Raw genomic sequence first — 19,960 nt, 5'->3', positions numbered from 1 at the left:
GATCAACAACACGGTCCAGGCACTGATCAAAGACGAAAGTGAGGTCCAGGCAACTGGCAGTGGCACCATTGCCCTCTCCGCGCTTGATACCTCCTTAATCAATGCCAATGCCGGTGGTGCCAGTGCAGCGGGTGCCGGTGGGGCGGTCGGTGGCGTCGTGGCCACGGTGGGCGCCTCTTCGGCGGTGAACTCTATTGCCAACACCATTCTGGCCAGTGTTATCGACTCCGAGGTGGCCTCGATCGGCCTGGCTGGTACTGCAGAATCACTGACGGTTAATTTGTCGGGGAGCGGAGATCTTGATACCACAACCGATATCTTTGACGCGGGTGGCCTCCACAACCTGTCCACAGGCAATGCCATCATCTACACCAGCGATGGCAGCGATATCGGCTTGACTAACGATACCTTGTATTATGTGATCACTGAAGAGGCTGACTTTGCCGCGATCAGTGATATCAATACAGCGGCCAACCAGATTGAACTGGGAGAGGAGAATCCTTTTATCCAGGGCGAGGCCGTCATCTATCACAACCAGAGCAGCGGCAATGGTGAGGATATCGGTGGTCTGGTGGATGGGGCGGTGTACTACGTTCTCTTGAACCAGGATGCTTTCACCCTCAACCTGGCAAGCCTCAACAGCAGCGCCAACACCTTTAACGCCTCCGGCCACACCTACACCACCGGCGACACCGTGGTCTACACAAACAGTGGTTCCGGGGCAGACATTACCGGTTTGACAGATGGCACCAGCTACTATGTCATCACAGAGAATCAGGAATTTAACCCGCTTTACGCGGTTGATTCGACCAACAATTACATTGAATTAGGTGAAGGCTCTGACTGGGAAACCGGTGATGCCGTCCGCTACAGCAGCGGCGGTGGCACGGCCATCGGCGGCCTCACCGACGGTGTGACTTACTATCTGGTGGTTGATTCGGAAAATTCCTGCCGGGTCGGCCTGACAACCAGTTACGCGGCGGCAACAGCAGAGATTCCCAGCCTGATTGCGCTGGATGCGAGCCAGGCCAGCGACAACCGTCACAGCCTGCGCCTCAGCGATCGTATTGGTCTGGCTGACAGCCGGGATGCAGCGCTTGCCGGTGAGTACATTGATATCGGACTGGGGACAGCCACAGGTTCTGGCCACAGCCTGGTCACCAACGGGACTATCAGTCTGGCGGCCAGCCAGGGCGGGCCAGCCCTTGATCTAAACCTGAGCCTGGCCTCGGGCAATCGTCATGCCTTGAGTTCTGCCAGCCGTTTCTCTCTGGCCGCGAACAAGGCCGATGCCCTGGCTGGTGAACGGATTGACCTAAGTGGCAACACCGGTGTCCATACCTTTACCTCTGCTGATCTCATCGATATCACCGCCCTCTCCGATGCCACCATCTGGTCTTTGACCATGGGCGGTGCCGGTAGCGGCTCGGGCGGGGCTATTGGCGGGCTTTCCGTTGCCGGGGCCGGATCTGCCTCGGGTAACCTGATTCTCAACACCATTGAGGCCTCGGTCACCCAAGGGTCTCAGCTCTCCACAGTCAATGGCAACGCGGTCTCGCTGACCGCAACAGACCGCTCTTCCATCCTGGTCAATGCCGGTGGAGCCGCCTTTGCAGGCTCCGGTGGTGCAGGTGGAGGCATCTCCGTTTCCTCAGGTGCGGCCGCGGCAGTCAATGATATCGGCAATACCATCATCGCCACCATCTCGGACAGCCAGGTGGAATCATCGGGTGGGCTCAGTGTCCATGCCAGCTCTGACTCCACGATCTGGTCCCTGACTTCAGGCAACGCCATTTCCGGCTCCGGCGGAGCCGTTGGTGGGGCCTCGGTTGCCGGGGCTGGGGCAAGCTCGGTCAACCTGATCCATAACACGGTGGAGGCTTCCATCAACGGCCAGGCTCAGGCAGGTACGCTTGAGCTGGATTTTGCCACTAACGGCAGTGAGGCCGATGCCATCAGGCGCAGGGATGGCGGCAACTGGAGCAACGATGGTTTTGTTGCCGGTGGCCTGATTATCCTCTCCGATGCCGGGGCCAACACAGGAACCTACACCATTGATTCCATCTCAGCAGACGGAGAAACCCTCTTTCTGGTGGGTTCGGTCCTCAGTGATGCCAGCGCTATGGCGGCGACTGTCCACAGTGCACGGCTCACAAGCGGTAATGAAAAAGAGATCACCCTTGCAAGCTCGGATAGATCGTCCATTCTTGCCAATGCAGGCGGGGCGGCCTTCAGCATCTCCGGTGGGGCCGCAGGGGGTACCTCCTCATCTGCCGGAGCTGCTGTGGCTGTAAGCGATATCGCAAATACCATTGATGCCCATATCAGCGGAGCACTGGTGGAGGCAGACGGAGTCATCGAGATCTCAGCCCTTGAGGACAGTTCCATCTGGGCGCTTAGCCTTGGAGCGGCCTTCTCCGGTTCAGGTGGTGGCATTGGCGTCGATGTCTCCGGTGGGGCCTCGGTTGCAACCAACCAGATCCATAACACAGTCCAGGCCTATGCAGATGCGGGAAGTCTGCTCAGTACAGCCCACAGCGGCGATCTGGATATTTGGGCCAAGGACCAGGCATCCATTATTTCTAATGCTGCAGCAACGGCCATCACCATCTCCCTGACTGCCACAGGAGTCTCTCTCTCCGTTGGTGCGGTAGTTGCGGTCAATGATATCGGCAACACGGTCGAGGCGTATATCGACAACTCGCTGGTCAACAGCGATGGCACACTCAGCGTCAAGGCCTCTGAAAATGCCGACATCGAATCCCGGGCTACAGCCGTGGCCGTGAGCGGCTCAATAGCCTCGGCGGCCATCGCCGGTAGTGGTGCCGATGCGCATAACAGTATTGCCAACAGCATCAGCGCCCAGATAAACAATGGCGCCAGTGTTGAATCTCAGGGTGACATTCTCCTGAAAGCGACCGATACCTCCAACCTCTATTCCGATGTTGGGGCCTTTGCATTTGCCAGTGGCGGAATTGGCGCATCTGTTGGTATTTCCGTTGCGGATAACACGATTGACAATACCATAGAAAGCGCAATCATCGGCTCGGACGTATCCTCCAATCTCGGGGGAATCCAACTTCTGGCTGAGTCCACAGCCGTTATAAGCTCACTGGGGATCGCCACCTCCCTGGCTATTCTCCCCACGGGTGTGGCCGAGGCCGGTGCTTTTGCCACCTCAAGTATCAGCAATACCATCAAGGCATACGCCGACGAAGACTCCACCCTCAGTGGAGCTGGAGACATTTTGGTCTCAGCCACCTCTGATTTCACTGCCGAGACAACCACCTACGGAGCTTCCGGCGGCGTCCTTGCCGCAGGCCAGAGTCTGGCAACCGTGACGGCCAATGGGGCCATCTCTGCCCATGTCGATGGCCAGGTCCTAAGCGCCCAGAACATCACCATTAGCGGACTGGCCCAAAATCAGGCAAAGGCTGACGCCACAGCTCTTGCTGGCGGTATTATTGCCGTAGGGGGAGCCATAGCCTCGGCCACAACCAAACCGACAGTTGATGTCTACACGGGCCAGAATTCCGACCTGACGACCACAGGAACCCTGACGATTACAGCCGAGTCCAGGGTCAACGCCGAGGCCCGCACCCGAGGGCTCAGTTTTGCCCTGGCCGGGGCTGTTGGTGTTTCCAGCTCCACTGCGAACGCCTCCCCGCTGATCAATGCGTATATCGGGGACAACTCCACCATCAATGCAGCTCAGGTTCTGATAGAGGCAAAAAGTTCCCGTCCCACGGGTAAAGACGCTGCTTTGGCTGAGGCATCGGGAGCCTCTGGTGCGCTGCTTCTCGGGGTCAACGCGACCACGAGTACGGCTAAAAACAACAGCCAGGTGCATGCCTGGATCGGCGACAACAGCAGTCTCAGCCTCAGCGGAGGACTCAGCTTGAAGGCTGTCACGGACAACACCCAATCCAGTACGGCCCTGGGCAAAACAGGCGGTTTGCTTGCTGTCGGGGGCAATACCGCCCAAAGTCTGTCCAATACCTCGACCATCGCTGAGCTTGGCGAGGGCATCACCCTTAGCGCGGACACCCTGACTATCAGCGCCACAGGAAATGAGAACAATCAGGCTGATGTCGTTGCTGGTACAGGTGGAATCGTGGCCGGATCCGCTGCAAAGGCAACCACGGAGAACACCAGCACCACCCAAGTTCTTCTCGGCGTGACGGACTCCTCTCCCTCCCAGATCACCCTCAATGGGACAGCCCGAATTCTGGCCGAACATACGGCCACCTTTGGGGCGACCACCAACAGTCTCACCGCCGCTGTTGTCGGAGCCAGTGGTTCAACAGTCCTGAACACGACCAATGCGGATGTTGCCGTCACCTTTGGCAAAGGTCTTGTGCTTCAGGCCGGTGATGTGGATGTGGACGCCGACAATGTCATCAGCAAGAACGCCGCCAGCAGTTACGATGTTGTTGCCGGAGCGGGTGGACTCGCCGGTGGCCCTGCTGCCTCAAGTGTCAGCATCATCAACAATACAACGGATATCGAGGTCCAGGATGACGCGCAAATCACCGCGGACAGTACCCTTAACCTGGCAAGCCACAATCAGGTCAATGCGACAGACAAGGTCAAACTCGATTCCGGCGGGGCCATTGCCCTGGCCAAGGCCAAGTCTTCCATCATTAATCACACCAACACCAACTCCATAACCATTGGCAAGGCAAGCCTGGAAAGCGATGGCGACATCACCTTCTCTACCAGCTCAAGGGCTATCGTTTCCAGCCTGGCCAATGCCAAAACCTACGGCGTTGCCGGAGCAGCCCAGGGTTCTGCCCTGGCCTCAGTCCATGCGAGTACCGACATTACTCTGAAAGAGGGCGCTGAGCTTGATGCTCTGGGCGACATCAGTCTGAATACCGGGCACAACAACAGCTTCACGGTCAAGGCTCGAACCGATCTCTGGAATAAGACCGCTCTGCCCATAAAAACCGATCCGGAAGCCCATGGAGAGGTAATCCAGACCAATCTTATAGATATTCAAGAAGGCGCCTCGGTTGTGGCGGAGGGAGATGTCATCCTTGATGCGGACAAGGGCTCCACCTACGCAAGCGGTGTTGGCGAGGGGACGGATCTCTACCGTGAAGTCCTGGCGGCAATTGCCAACTTCTTTGGCTCCATCTTTGGTGCGGATCCGGTCAGCCTCAAAATCACCTCTTCCTCTACTCTGGAGCGCGCCAGTGCCAACGTCTGCGCAGACGGCTATGTGCGGGCTGGGAACAACAACATCAAATGGGTGGTTATCGCCGATATCTCGGAGCAGTTTGCCCCGATTCAACTCACCGACCAGGGAGAGGATGCAACCACCCTCGACTTCAGCCACTCCACCCTGGATGATGACACGATCACCCGGAGTTATGGGAGCTGGATTGAGGATGGTTTCAGCATAGGCGATTACATCACCCTGATTGACTCTCAGGGCAATGACGGCATCTATCAGATCAAATCGCTGACAGCAACGGAGCTGACGCTCGAGGAGAATCTGGTTGTTGATCAGGACGATGATCAGGCACAGGTCTTTGTTGTTGACAGCTACACCGCCAACCAACCGCTCTACCTGCAAAGTGGAGACACTGCCCTTAGCTTTGCAGCGGATGGGACTATCACTCGCGATGATGGACTAAGCTGGAGCGATGCGGGTTTGGCTGTAGACCAGTACATCCGGGTCATGGGGACAACCAGCAATGATGCCAGTTACCAGATTACTGCAATCAGCGGATCCAGTTTGACTGTCCGAGGTACGCTCCAGGTTGAATCTACCCAGGATGTCGATATTGTGGTGCAGGCGGTTCGTGAAGACACGAACTACGCCAGTATGGATACCACGCCGCGGGCCTCGCTTGAATATGTGAACAAGCGGACCTCGATTCAGCGTACAAGTGGCAGCTGGCTGGACGATGGCTTCCTTGCGACCACCGATAACATCACTATTGCTGGCACCACCTACAGTGTGGCTGCAGTGACAGCCACTGAAATATTCCTGGTCGAAACCTACGATCTGGACCCCGGCGCAGCAAATAACGTCACCTGCAGTGCCACGGTTGACTCGACCACCACCCATCTGAACTTCACGGCCCGGCAGGAAGCGGCTCTTCCCGAGATAAACTGGGAAGGAAACTGGGGCGACGAGGGCATCTATGCTGGGGACACCATCACCATTTCCGGGGCCGATGAGAGTGGGAACAATGGTTCCTTTACCATTGACTCAATCGAAAATGGTCTGCTCGAACTGGAGACCGGGAGCAGCCTGGTTGATGATCTTGAAGACAACAACAGCCAGATCTCGATGGAAAAAGAGGTGGAGATCACCAGTCAACTCACCTTCACCGCAAAATCAGGCGCAGACAACGCGACTATCACCAACAGCGGAGGCTGGGACAGTGCCCTCTTCCAGGCAGGCAGAGTAATAACCCTGAGTGGTGCGGGCAGCAATTCCGGCCCCTACACCATTGAGTCGGTCTCCGGGAACATCCTTACCCTGTCTGATGACGACGATCTGAGCGCAGGTACGGATCCCAATGGTGCCAGCTTCACGGTCAACATCGAGATTACCGGTTCTATCAGTTTTGCCGCTGAACGCTTTTACCAGGACGCAACGATCGAACGCACTACCGGAACCTGGTCTGACAACTATCAGGCAGGCCGTAGCCTGGAGATCAGTGGTGCCCATCTTGCAGCCAATAACGGGACCTACACCATACTCTCCGTTTCCGGAAACACTATTACGCTCAACGAAAACCTGAGCACTGATACACCTGCAAACGATCAGAACGCAACCGTAGCTGTCCAGGTTTCAACCATCCTTGACATCAACTATGTGACCAATAACGCGGAAATTATTCGCAGCACGGGCGACTGGAGCGAAGATTCATTCACTGCCGGACAAACCCTGTATATCGAACATTCAGACACCAATGACGGTGAATACCTCATCGATTCTGTGACGGATACCCGCCTGCAGTTGAGTCTGAGCGATGACCTGACTGCAGACACAGAGGACAGCAGTACCAGCGACACTTCGATCCACACCGACGCTGTTCAGGTGGTGCAGGTTCCAGCGGGCCGAACCATGAACCTCATCTGTGGCACCAATGGGGAACGTGACCGTATTGAATTCACTGATTCGGGAGACTTCTGGAACGATCTGAATTTTCTAGCGGGCCAATACATTCAAATCACGGGAACCGCAGGTGGAGAAAATGATGGCCTTTATCAGATTGATTATGTGGCGGGTGAAACCGACACCATCTTACTCAGCGCAAGTGAACAAAGGTTGACTCAGGACGAAACCGGATTCACCACAGATGGAGACAGCACTCTCTTTGCGGTCAAGACAGAGGCGAGCCAACAACAGGTTGCCCTGGAAACAGGAACAGCTTTAGCCCTCGATACCACGGACAATGCCATCACTCGCAACAGTGGTGACTGGTACGCGGATGGATTCCAGGAAAATCAGACCATTGTCCTTGCCGGTGCTGATGGCGACAACAACAACACCTATAAAATCTATGCCATAACCTCAAGCAATAACGATGGACAATACGACACCCTGGTACTGGATGGGACTACGCAACTAACGGACGATGAGACGAATGTTACAACCGCAAAGATCTACGGTACCGTTGTCCAGGAGGCGGACATCACCTCACTGATCAGTACCAGTGATGGGGTGGATATGCCCACGACCAGCGTTGAGGATCTGGCCGCCAATATACGTGCCGAAATCGAGCAGCTCCAGAGCGATCTGGCCAAATTCAGTGCGGGAGAAGCCGCGACGCTGATTCAGGCCCAGATTGATCAGTTGGAATACCAGCTTGAAGAGTTGAACCTCTATGACGATGCTGGTGGGGTCAAGTCAATGACCGTGACCTATATCGATATCCCGAAAATCTCGGTAAAAACAGGCGATATCATTATCAGCGGCGACAGTCTGTATGGAAGTGGCGAACTCGATGCCCCAGGTGACACCAAGATCAGCATTGAAAATCACAGCCCCTTTTACCTGCGTATCGCAAATGACCTGAGCATTGAGACAGAGGGAGGCGACATTACCTTTAACGGTGTCAGGATCTCTGACAATGAAGACATTCAACAGCGCAACAGCAGTGGCCTGGCTCAATTTTCAACAATCACCACGGCCAAGAACTCCGGCGTCCCCGTCATCGAGATACGGAACACCTATAACCCGCCTCCTACCGGTGACCTGGCGACAGCCCCTGCTCCTGACATTGAAATCCTGGGAGCAAGCATCCTCAATTCCGAAGGGACAGTCCGAATTTACAATAAGGAGGGCAGTGTTCTCATCAAGGATGTCAAGTCAGATGATGGAGAGGTTGTCAAACGTGCATCCATCAGCGGAAAAACGGTTGAGATCTCCTCCGGACGGGATGTGATCATCGCCGCTGACACCTACAGTGTAGGCGAGAACCCGGAGGATGCCTGGGCGAGTATCGCCGCAGCAAACGATGATATCGATGCCAAGTTCGATGCCAACGGCAACCTGCTGCATGCAGATACCTCTGCATACGATGTGAGCGACACGAGGCAACTTGCCCAGAATGGGTCCACGATCGCCGGAAACAACATCTTTATCACCGCCCGGGTACTCAACATCAGCGGTCCGGTGCAAAGTGGTATTGCTGAATATAGCCTGACGCTGACCGACGACATGCTCGTTGTTCACGACAACATGGAAACTGAACCGAGAACGCTGGCAGAGCAAATTGCACTCCTGGAACAGGCAGGAGAAACACAGTGGATCACTCTGGTCGACCAGAGTATCGAGGTACAATACGATTACGAGAGCAAGCGCCTCGTCATTGATGACGTGGCTACCGCTGGCGGACTTATTCAACTCACGGGTCGAATCATTGCCACAGACGTTGACGGTATGCTCAAGGTGATGGATGGCTACGGCGATATCACCATTGATAACCAGACCGACTGGGAGATCGATGTCCAAAGTCTGAAAACCGGTGAAGACGATGAACTGGTACTCTCTGGCAGTCAGTGGCTCGTCAGCGGCCAGGATATGCTGGTACAATCAAGTGCTACCATCAGCTTTGCGGCAGGCGGAAGTGATGGCAACGACACCATTACCCGCGAAACAGGGAGCTGGCTGCAGGATGGTTTTGCAGTTGGTCAGCAGATCCGTATCACCGGTGCCGATCTTGCTGGCAACAACGGTCTCTTTACCGTTGCCGTGGTCAACGAGAAGATCCTTACCCTCACATCCACAGACCGGTTGAGCACTGATTACAACAGCGGGGCAGCCCTGGAGATCAGCGGCAGCTGGCTCACCCTTGCAGGGGGCGATACCGTCAGTCGCAGCAGTGGCAGTTGGCTGGATGACGGTTTTGAAATAGGGCAGAGCATTCGCATCAGCGATGCCGCCCATACGGCCAACAACGGCGAGTACACCATTGTCTCGCTCACGGACAGTGAACTGACCCTCAACACAACGACCCTCATCGCCGAGAGCAGCACGGCCTCTACGCTTGCAATCATTGGCAACTGGATCACCTGCACCGATAACGCAGGGAACATGGATGAGAATGATACCCTCACCCGAAATGCCGGTAGCTGGCTTGCCGAAGGGTATCACAGCGGTATGACCATCACCCTGACAGGTTCTGCGGCAAATGACGGCGAATACACCATCCTCAGCGTCGAGGAGAAAGTCATCACCCTGGTGGCCACCGCCGAGTTAAGCAACGAAGAAATCGCAACCCAGGATTTCACCATCAAAGGCCTGGGCAACGGAATCGAAGGCAAGGTGGTCATAACCGACACCGGCTACAACCTCAGTGACGATCCCGATGGGTTCTTGCCCCTGGTAACCACCTATACCCGCATCGGCGACAGTATTCAGGTGAGCACCAACGGCAGCGACAGCGATATTGCCACAATTACTGACAGCCGAAACGCGACCTATCAGCCCCTTGAGGGACAGCGGTATTATTGGGTTTCAGGTGAAGACACCACATCGATAAAATACGAGGAATGGATCAGTCGCAGTTTCTGGGGATTGCCAATTGCGAACACCCAAGCACCAACTGTATATGATTTCTCTCCGAGCGAACTTACTTTACTGAACACCGAGAGTACATACGTTGACACGGTGTCGGGAGATAACCCGGATGGCTACGCCTACGAATTCATCACCATTGTCAGCGAGGGTGATGATTCCACCGTTCTGTATAACTCATGGACAACGACAAGTGGTTGGTGGATCTTCTCCACCAAAGAGTATCACTTCTCCCGAACCACCAAAATCGGACGGATCAGCTACAACTACAACAGCGTCAAGGCTGATTACGGTATTGGCATTGAGTTTATGGGCTCTGATACGGGAACCATTACCCTGAGTTCAGACAGTACCATCAACCTGAAGGGCACCATCAGCAACACTGCCGGTGAAACAAAAATCACCTCGCGTGAGGGTTCCATTCTTCAGGGGAATAATCGGGCCGTGGTCCGCAGCCGCTCCCTGGATCTCACGGCATCTCAAGGGACCATCGGTTCCTCTGCCAGCGACACCGAGACTCTCACCGCGGTCCATACAGATCTCTATGGAGGCACGCTCTACGCCACAGCCCAGGGATTTGTTGCCATCGATGAAACCGAGGGGCTGCTGACGATTGAGTCGGTCACTTCCGACAGCAACGATGTCTGGATCACCGCCGAGGGCAGTATCCTGGCCGAAAATGGGGACACCCTTGTCAGCGGTGAAAACATCACCCTGATCTCCGAGACGGGTCACATCGGCTCTGACTCGCAGGCCTTGTACATCGATACCAACTCCGATGGCGACTACGGAACGGATGCCACCGCCGATTCCCTGACGGCCCTGGCCTATGAAGATATATCACTCAGCGAAATCAGCGGTGATCTGCGCCTGGTCACGGTGGAGTCGCAAAGTGGTGATCTCAGCATCACCGTTGAGCACGGTGACCTGATTGACGCCAACACCATCGAAGGCACGGATGTTCGCACCACCGAGGAGCTGGCTGATCTCTGGGATGCCATGAATCTTTTTGACGGTGAGGGCAGCGACGAAAACCAGCAGGCCTATAAGGATACCATTAGCAATGAATATCACAGCTACTGGAGCTATCGTCGGGGCGAAAGCTTGAGCTTTGACACCAGGTTGGAGGTTGATGGCGCAACCGACACCCTGCTGCTGACAACCGCAAGTGAACTCCAAACCGGCGACGCCCTGCTCTACTCCACCCTCACCGGGACAGCCATTGGTGGACTTGGCGAACAGCAGACCTACTACGCCATCATTGACAGCGTTACTCAGCTTGAGGGCGACCAGCTGCTCTACAGCGTATCCCTGGCTGAGACGCGGGAAGCTGCCCTGGCCGGTGAGGCCGTGGATATTGAACAGGCGACCGAGGCTGGCAGGGCCACTCTGGTGCAGATGCTTGCCTACAGTGCAACCTATGCATTTCATTTCAGCGAGGCTGAACGCGACCAGTATCAGGAGACTCTGGGCTGGGATGATGAACGCATCGATCTTGAAGAGGATAAACGCACCCTGGAATTCCATAACCTGCATCAGCGCTATGCGGTATTGGGAGATACCTACCAAAGCGACTGGACCTATGATTCCGGATTCACAGGGTATCTGACGGACTTCAACCCCACAATCGCGGTGGATGGTACACTGGATACCATCACCCTCGGCACCCATCTGCTGACCACCGGGACCGGGGTTCTCTACCAAACCAACGGCGGCGATGCCATCGAGGGGTTGGAGGATGGCAAGCTCTATTACGTTATCGTGGTTGATGACCAGACCATCCAGTTAGCCGCAACGGCTGAAGATGCTGCCTCCTCTCTCGCCATTGATCTTGCGACCAGCACCACCACGGGGACAGAACATCATTTGTCCGATGTGGAGGCCATTGGAGTCGGCGCCACCTGGAGTGAAGACCAGCTCCGTTACTCGCTGGGAATCGGCTGGCTCAAGGAAACCACAGATACCCAAACCCGTATTGAGGCCCCCAATCTCATTGGCAACTCCATCACCTTGAATGTCAGCGGTGGTGTGGGGGCGCTTCAAGCCGAACAAAAAATTCTGCTCCATGAAGACGGTACCATGGAGATTGTCGGCAGCAGCATCACCGGTTCCACCGATGAAGACATTGCCGACCGAACCGCAGAGGCCAAGGCATCCATGGCTGCTGCCGAAAAAGAGGCTCTGATCTCCATCAAGGCTGATAACGATACCATCAGCTTTGGGGCGCTCCATGGCCTGAGCGACGGTGAAACCGTGAGCTTTGGCGACCAGGGAACGATCAAACTCAGTGATATTCCCGGTGTGGACAGCGATGACGGCCAGGCCAACACTCTCTACTTTGTTCGGGTGGTGGATGAATTTACCATCCAGCTCTTTGACACCAACGCCCATGCCCTGGATACCGACGACGACACCGGCCTGATCGATATTACCCAGAGTCAGGCACGTATCAGCCAATTCGAGGACATTGATATCGAGGCCGGGGGAACCGTCACCACGATCACTCTGGCCACCTCAGAGGGAGACCTCAGTTCAGGAGGAACGGTTATCCCTCTCACTGCTGCGGAACAGGCTGCCGTTGACGCCACTGCAAGTGCTGATCGCGTCGTTATTGACTCCCAGGAAGAGACCATCAATTTTGGCTCTGAACATGGCCTCTCCTCGGGTGATGCCATCAACTTTGGCCCCTTTGGTACTTACACCCTCAGTGATATTCCCGGCCTGACAGATGGTGAAGTGTATTACGCCCGCGTCATAGACGCAAACACCATCCAACTCTTTGACACCGCAGAGCATGCCCAGGGGAGCCTGGAGACAGGTCTCGTCAACCTCACCGGCAGTGAGATCAGACTCACCCAACGCCAGGATACCGACAGCAGTCTCAATATCAGCGCTGGAAAGGGTATTTATCTCGGTTCCGAGAGAGACCTCGCCCTCGGTACGATTCAGGCAGGTGAGAATCAGACCATTGAACTCAAAACCCGTGGCGGTATCTATGATAGCGACAACAATACAGCGACCTTAAACATTATAGGCGGTCGCCTGATCCTTGAAGGCGCAGACAAGGGGGTTGGCCTTGAAGAAGCGCCGATTACCATGAATCTCTGGGCCGGGGCGATGCTGACGGCCAGGGCCGAAGTGGGCGTATACCTCTGGGAAACCAGTGGTGACATGGTGGTGGATACCATCTATTCACCACAGCGGGTTGACCTCTTTGCAGAGGACTCAATCCTCGATGGTTTTGCCGGCAACTACCTCAATATTCGCACCGATGAACTCAACCTTCACGCCGGTCGATCAGTCGATGGCAGTGATGATGGTCTGGGCAGTATCGGAACAGCGGATAATTACTTAGACATTGATCTTTTTTACACGGACGAGCGCATCGGCCATGTCAACGCCGAAGCAGATGGCGACATCTACCTCTTTGAGACCAATGGTCACCTCAATGTAGGAGAGATCACGTCCAGCGCCGGCGATGTTGGCCTGCGAAGTATGGTCTCCATCCTTGATTATGATGCTGACTTAGAAGCCGATGTCAGCGGCAACAGGATACTGCTCGAAGCCCAGGCTGGTGGTATTGGCGAGTCCGGCAACGACCTTGATATCGACAGCAGCCACCTGATAAACTCCACGCTGCGCATTGACAGTGCACTTGATGTCTATCTCACGGAATCTTCCGGTGACCTTTACCTTGATCGGATAACAACCGGACCTGGATACACCGCCTTTATTAGCTCTGACGGGGCAATCTATAACGGTCGGGGCGATGAGGAGGAAACAATCGTTGCCGGAGCGGCCTGGCTCTTTGCCACGGGCAATATCGGTGCTGCCGATCATGTTATCCGGGCTTCCATGGGCCGGGTCGAGGGCTATACCCAACTTGGCGGCCTCTGGCTGCAGAACACAGGCCATCTGCAGGTTGGTGGCATCCGTCTTGATACCGATGGAATCACCGCCCATGGCAGTGTGTGGATCACCACCATGAGCCCCTTTACAGTCTGGGAAAATATCAACGCTGCTGACATCTCAATCACCGCAACAGATGATGCTTTAGACGCCGAATCTGGTTTGGGTGAGGATGACACCCTCACTGTCACAAGCGGTGTAACGCTTACAGCGACAAACGGGCCCATCATCCTCAATGCCGGTGATGATCTGATTCTTGAAAGCGGCAGCCACCTACAGGCGTCAAGTGATATTCGACTAACCGGTGATTACCAGGACAAGGATCCCGGCAAAGGTGCAATTCTTGATCTTGAGGGAACAATCATCGGTGCATCGGTTGCCATTGTTAGTGGCAGTGATGACGACGTCATAGCCCTGCGGCACGTTATCACATCTGGATCGACAACGATTTCCCTGGGCGAGGGCGACGATCGTCTGCATCTTGGCAGCGAGGCGACACCCACCGGTAACAGTGATGGGGTCATGGACTTCATCCAAACCGATCTCAGTGTTTTTGGTCAGACAGGCAACGATCTTCTCTGGCTTGATGACTCTGCCGACCAAAGTGACAACATTGCAACCCTTACAGAGACAACCATCACCGGTCTCGGCATGACCGGATCCATCATCTATGACTCCATAGAACAGATGGAACTGCGTGCAGGCGAAGGCGATGACAATCTCACCATCGAAAATACAGGTGCCGAATTAACAACCATCCACACAGGCATTGGCAACGACACCGTCACAATCAAGCAATCCGAGCACAATCTTTCTCTCTTTACTGAAGCTGGAGAAGACGAGATCTGGATCCAGGCAACGACACAAGCCCTCTCTCTTGATGGTGGTGCAGACAATGATCATTTCATTCTCGGCAACACCGCAAATACCGTCAACGAAATTGCCGGGCCTGTCACTCTCTTGGGCGATGCAGGCAACGATGTACTGGATGTCAACGATTATGGTGACATAAATGACAACAGCGCAGTACTCACCGACTCCCGTCTTACCGGCCTGGGAATGGGACAGGGTATTGATTACGCCACGCTTGAAACCATCAATGTACTCCTTGGAACAGGCAATGACCTGCTGACCGTCAACAGTTCCATCACGGAAACCACAACACTCGATACCAATGCGGGCGCAGACACCCTGATCATTAACAACAACGCAGGCACCTTGCTCGCCAGTTTAGGCTCCGGCGAAGACAGTGTTTTCCTGCGGGCAAACGATGGTGAGGTAACCCTGGACAGTGGCAGTGACGATGACGCTTTTGTCCTGGGGAGCGAAGCTGGCCTGGTAGACTGGCTGCAAGGAACCATATCGCTGATTGGTGGGACCGGGGTTGACAGCCTGGAGATTAATGAGCGTGGGGAAAGTGAGGATAACAGCGGTGTCCTGACCGACTCCACCCTGACCGGTCTGGATATGGGCACAGGTTTGAGCTACCTTGAGTTCGAATCACTCAGCCTGAAGCTTGGAAGCGGTAGCGATCAGCTCACGGTTGTAAGTACCATCAGTGGTTCCACGGCTATCACTGCTGCAGATGGTGACGATCAACTCTTCGTCCTCGCCAGTGAAGGCAATCTTACCCTTGAAGGGAATGCAGGAACAGACCGACTTACGCTTTATGCAACGAATGGTACTGTCACGCTTGCAGGCGGGGCCGATGATGATCGCATACTCATCGGCGACAATTTGACGGGTCTTAATTTGATAAACGGGCCTGTCGTTGTCGACGGTGGAACAGGCAACGATTTGCTTGCGCTTGATGACAGCACTGATTCAAGCGATAACAGCGGAATCCTGAGTGAAACCACTGTTACCGGCCTGGGAATGGCGGACGGTATCACCTACCAAAACCTTGAAACACTCGACATCACCCAGGGTGCTGGCAATGACACCTGGGTCATTGAAAACACCATGAGTGGCACAACCACCCTTTCGACAGGGGCTGGTGATGATCAATGCACTATCAATCGGGCCGCAGGTACTCTGCAGCTTTTAGGCGAGGCCGGAGAGGATACATTCACACTGCGGGCTCTTGAAGGTGTACTCCGTATGGACGGTGGTGAAGAAAACGACCGCTTTGTTCTTGGGAACCTGAGCCAACTCGTTGACAACATTGATGGACCGGTCACGGTCATCGGTGGTGTAGGGGAAGATAGCATGGTGGTTGATGATTCTGGTGACACGGCAGACAACAGTGCCACCCTGAGTGAGACCAGCCTGACAGGCTTGGGAATGGCAAGCGGGATTGGTTATGACGAACTGGAAAACATTGACATACGGCTGGGCAAAGGGGCTGATACCCTTACCGCCAATGGGAGCATTTTAGGGACCACGACCCTGATGACAGATGATGGCCAAGATACGCTTCTGATCAACCAGAGTGGAGGAACGCTTCTTGCCTTCACAGGAGCTGATGAAGATGCAATTCATCTCCGCGAAAGTGATGGCAATGTTATGGTGGATGCGGGTAGTGGCGACGATTCTTTTATTGTGGGGAGTGAGGCAGGCCTGGTTGACGGACTGCTGGGAACCATATCGCTGATTGGTGGGACAGGTGAAGACAGCCTGGAGATTAATGAGCGTGGGGAAAGTGAGGATAACAGCGGTGTCTTGACCGACTCCACCCTTACTGGCCTGGATATGGGCACCGGCGTGAGCTACCTTGATTTCGAATCACTCAACCTGCATCTTGGAAGCGGTAGCGATCAGCTCACGGTTGTAAGTACCATCAGTGGTTCCACGGCTATCACTGCAGCAGATGGTGACGATCAACTCTTCGTCCTCTCAAGTGAAGGCAATCTTACCCTTGAAGGGAATGCAGGAGCAGACCGACTCACGCTTTATGCAACGAATGGTACTGTCACACTTGCAGGCGGGGCCGATGATGACCGCATACTCATTGGCAACAACCTGACTGGTCTTAATCTGATAAACGGGCCAATCGTTGTTAATGGTGGAACAGGCAACGACCTGCTTGCGCTTGATGACAGCACTGATTCAAGCGATAACAGCGGAATCCTAAGTGAAACCACTGTTACCGGCCTGGGAATGGCGGACGGCATCACCTACCAAAACCTTGAGACACTCGACATTACTCAGGGTGCCGGCAATGACACCTGGATCATTGAAAGCACCATGAATGGCACAACCACCCTTTCGACAGGGGCTGGTGATGATCGATGCACTATCAACCAGGCCGCAGGTACTCTGCAGCTTTTTGGCGAGGACGGAGAGGATACATTCACACTGCGGGCTCTTGGAGGTGTACTCCGTATGGACGGTGGTGAAGAAAACGACCGCTTTGTTCTTGGGAACCTGAGCCAACTCGTTGACAACATTGTTGGACCGGTCACCGTCATCGGTGGTGCAGGGGAAGATAGCATGGTGGTTGATGATTCTGGCGATACGGCAGACAACAGTGCAACTCTGAGTGAGAACAGCCTGACAGGCTTGGGAATGGCAAGCGGGATTGGTTATGACGAACTGGAAAGCATTGACATACGGCTGGGCAAAGGGGCTGATACCCTGACCGTCAATGGAAGCATTTTAGGGACAACGACCCTGATGACAGGTGATGGCCAAGATACGCTTCTGATCAACCAGAGTGGAGGAACGCTTCTTGCCTTCACAGGAGCTGATGAAGATGCAATTCATCTCCGCGAAAGTGATGGCAATGTTATGGTGGATGCGGGTAGTGGCGACGATTCTTTTATTGTGGGGAGTGAGGCAGGTCTGGTTGACGGACTGCAGGGCCCGATATCGCTGATTGGTGGGACCGGGGCGGACAGCCTGGAGATTAATGAGCGTGGGGAAAGTGAGGATAACAGTGGTGTCCTGACCGACTCCACCCTGACCGGTCTGGATATGGGCACAGGCTTGAGCTATCTTGATTTCGAATCACTCAACCTGGATCTTGGAAGCGGTAACGATCAGCTCACTGTTGTAAGCACCATGAGCGGATCCACGGTTATCAATGCAGCGGATGGTGATGATCGCCTCCATATTGGCAGTGCATTCACAGGCCTCAATACATTGAATGGAACTCTCTCTGTGAATGGTGGTTCAGGGGAGGATTTGCTTGAGGTAGATGACAGCGTCGATACCGGTAACAACACGGGTCGTCTGACCGATTCCACCATCACAGGTCTGGGCATGGAAGGAGGCATTTCCTACGCTGCGTTTGAAGAAGTTGAGCTTTCCTTAGGCAGTGGCAACGATCGCCTCGATATCTTCAGTAGTGCGGCTGAAGTAACGACCAGGGTCAATGGTGACTCAGGCAACGATACCTACAACGTAAGCTCGGATGGTGCTGAATTGACCGGTGATCTCGACGGTATTCGGGGTGCACTGGAAATTTTTGATGGTGCAGGGACCAACACCCTCAACATAAGTGACCGGGGCAACACCAATGGCCGAAGTGATCTGGTCTTTTCTGTCAATGCGGTTTCCGGTCTTGGCGATAACGGAGCAGGAACCATTACCTATGCCCCCACCGGCGGATTCAATGGTGGTTTCAATTTCTGGCTGGGTTCAGGTGATGATGACCTCACCATCACGGGGGCCACACCAGGCTTGGTCACCGTTCTTGACTTGGGCGACGGTGATGATCAGGTCACACTCATTGATGAGAACAACGTCGACGACGGTCTTGTTGCCATTCTGGGTGGAGGAGGAGATGATACCATCGATGGATCAGCCTGGAACAGTGATCTCATTGTCTTTGGAGACTATGGCCGCATCAGTTATGAGGGTGAGCACACTCCCGAATCGATCACCTCGCTCATCGCTCGCCCGGGAAATAATGAAGGTGACGACACCATCATCGGCGGCTCTGGGGATGACATCCTTATCGGCAGTGGTGGGAACGATTTTCTGAGTGGGCAGGCAGGAGAGGATAAACTCCTGGGCGACTACGGTATGCTCGTCCTGCAGGATACTGTCCCCAGGGTCATGGAAAGCCTCTTTATGCTTTCCGGTGGCGATGACATCCTTTATGGAGGCAGCGGCGCAGACGCCCTGATCGGTGGTTTTGGAAACGACGAGCTTTATGGCGAGACGGGCAATGATGCGCTTCTTGGCGATAATGGCCAAATCACCTGGCGGCAAGACGGCTCGTTGTACAAAATTGGCTCGTTAGCCTTTTTCGTTGGCGGTAAGGATCTGCTCAGTGGTGGTCCAGGACACGACTTTATGATCGGTGGGTTCAGTGATGATGTATTCGTGGGCTCCATGACCGAAGATATTCTCATTGGGGACAATGGCCAGATCATCCTCAACCGGGAAGGGAAAGTGATCGGGCTTGCTCGCGTCAGCCTGGGGACTCTTGACCTGATCGCCTCCCACCTGCTTGGTGAAGAAACTTATAGCAGAGACGATTCTTGGGAAAAATATACAACCGTTTCGCCCCACTTCCTAGAACCTGAGCATCTCTTGCCGGGTGAACAACCTCCTGGCGTTTTTGACAAAATTCTTCCTGGCCTTGGAGCGAGGGTCTCCCACCATGGGCATGGCCCTGTGGTCGCCGCCACAGATGATGGAGCGAAGCCGCCCCGGCAAGAACAACAGGTGCCGGCAAGTGAGGAGAAAGGGCCCGATGTCCTCCCGACCCCGCCAGATGCACCCAACCCCTCTGTTGACTCCACCCTGGCGGAGACATACACAACGGGAGAAGACAAACAGCTCCAGCTTGAAGCAAGCTCCGAAAATGCTTCCCAGCTTGAAGCGTTGCTGGCTGGCTTCGGCGGCTGGGGGATCGCTCAGGCACAGAACAAAGGCAAGCGCTCCTCCCTGCGCATTGATGCTGGGCAACAAAAAAGAAAACAGCCCTGGAAATGGGAAGATGGCCAAATCAGGAAAGAAGGTGATGCAGGCGGAGCCGCAACAAACGCGCTCTCCTCCCCTCTTCCCGGTTACACCTTTACCCACGCAGGCCAGGAGGAAGAAACGGTGTCGTAA

General features: G+C 54.8%; 1 protein-coding gene (running past one end of the window). It reads left to right on the top strand.

Annotation, left to right across the window (positions count from 1 at the left end; translation table 11 throughout):
• Positions 1–19,960 carry the end of a DUF4347 domain-containing protein gene (locus JWJ90_RS10450; RefSeq protein ID WP_205227168.1) on the top strand. It extends 25,169 nt beyond the left edge of the window, so only the last 19,960 of its 45,129 coding nucleotides appear in the window; its start codon lies beyond the left edge, outside the window; the stop codon is at positions 19,958–19,960.

The sequence above is a fragment of the Desulfobulbus rhabdoformis genome, assembly GCF_016919065.1.
Classification (GTDB): Bacteria; Desulfobacterota; Desulfobulbia; order Desulfobulbales; family Desulfobulbaceae; genus Desulfobulbus; species Desulfobulbus rhabdoformis.
The sequence above is the reverse complement of the archived record's forward strand: the minus strand, read 5'-3'. Positions and strand labels throughout refer to the sequence as shown.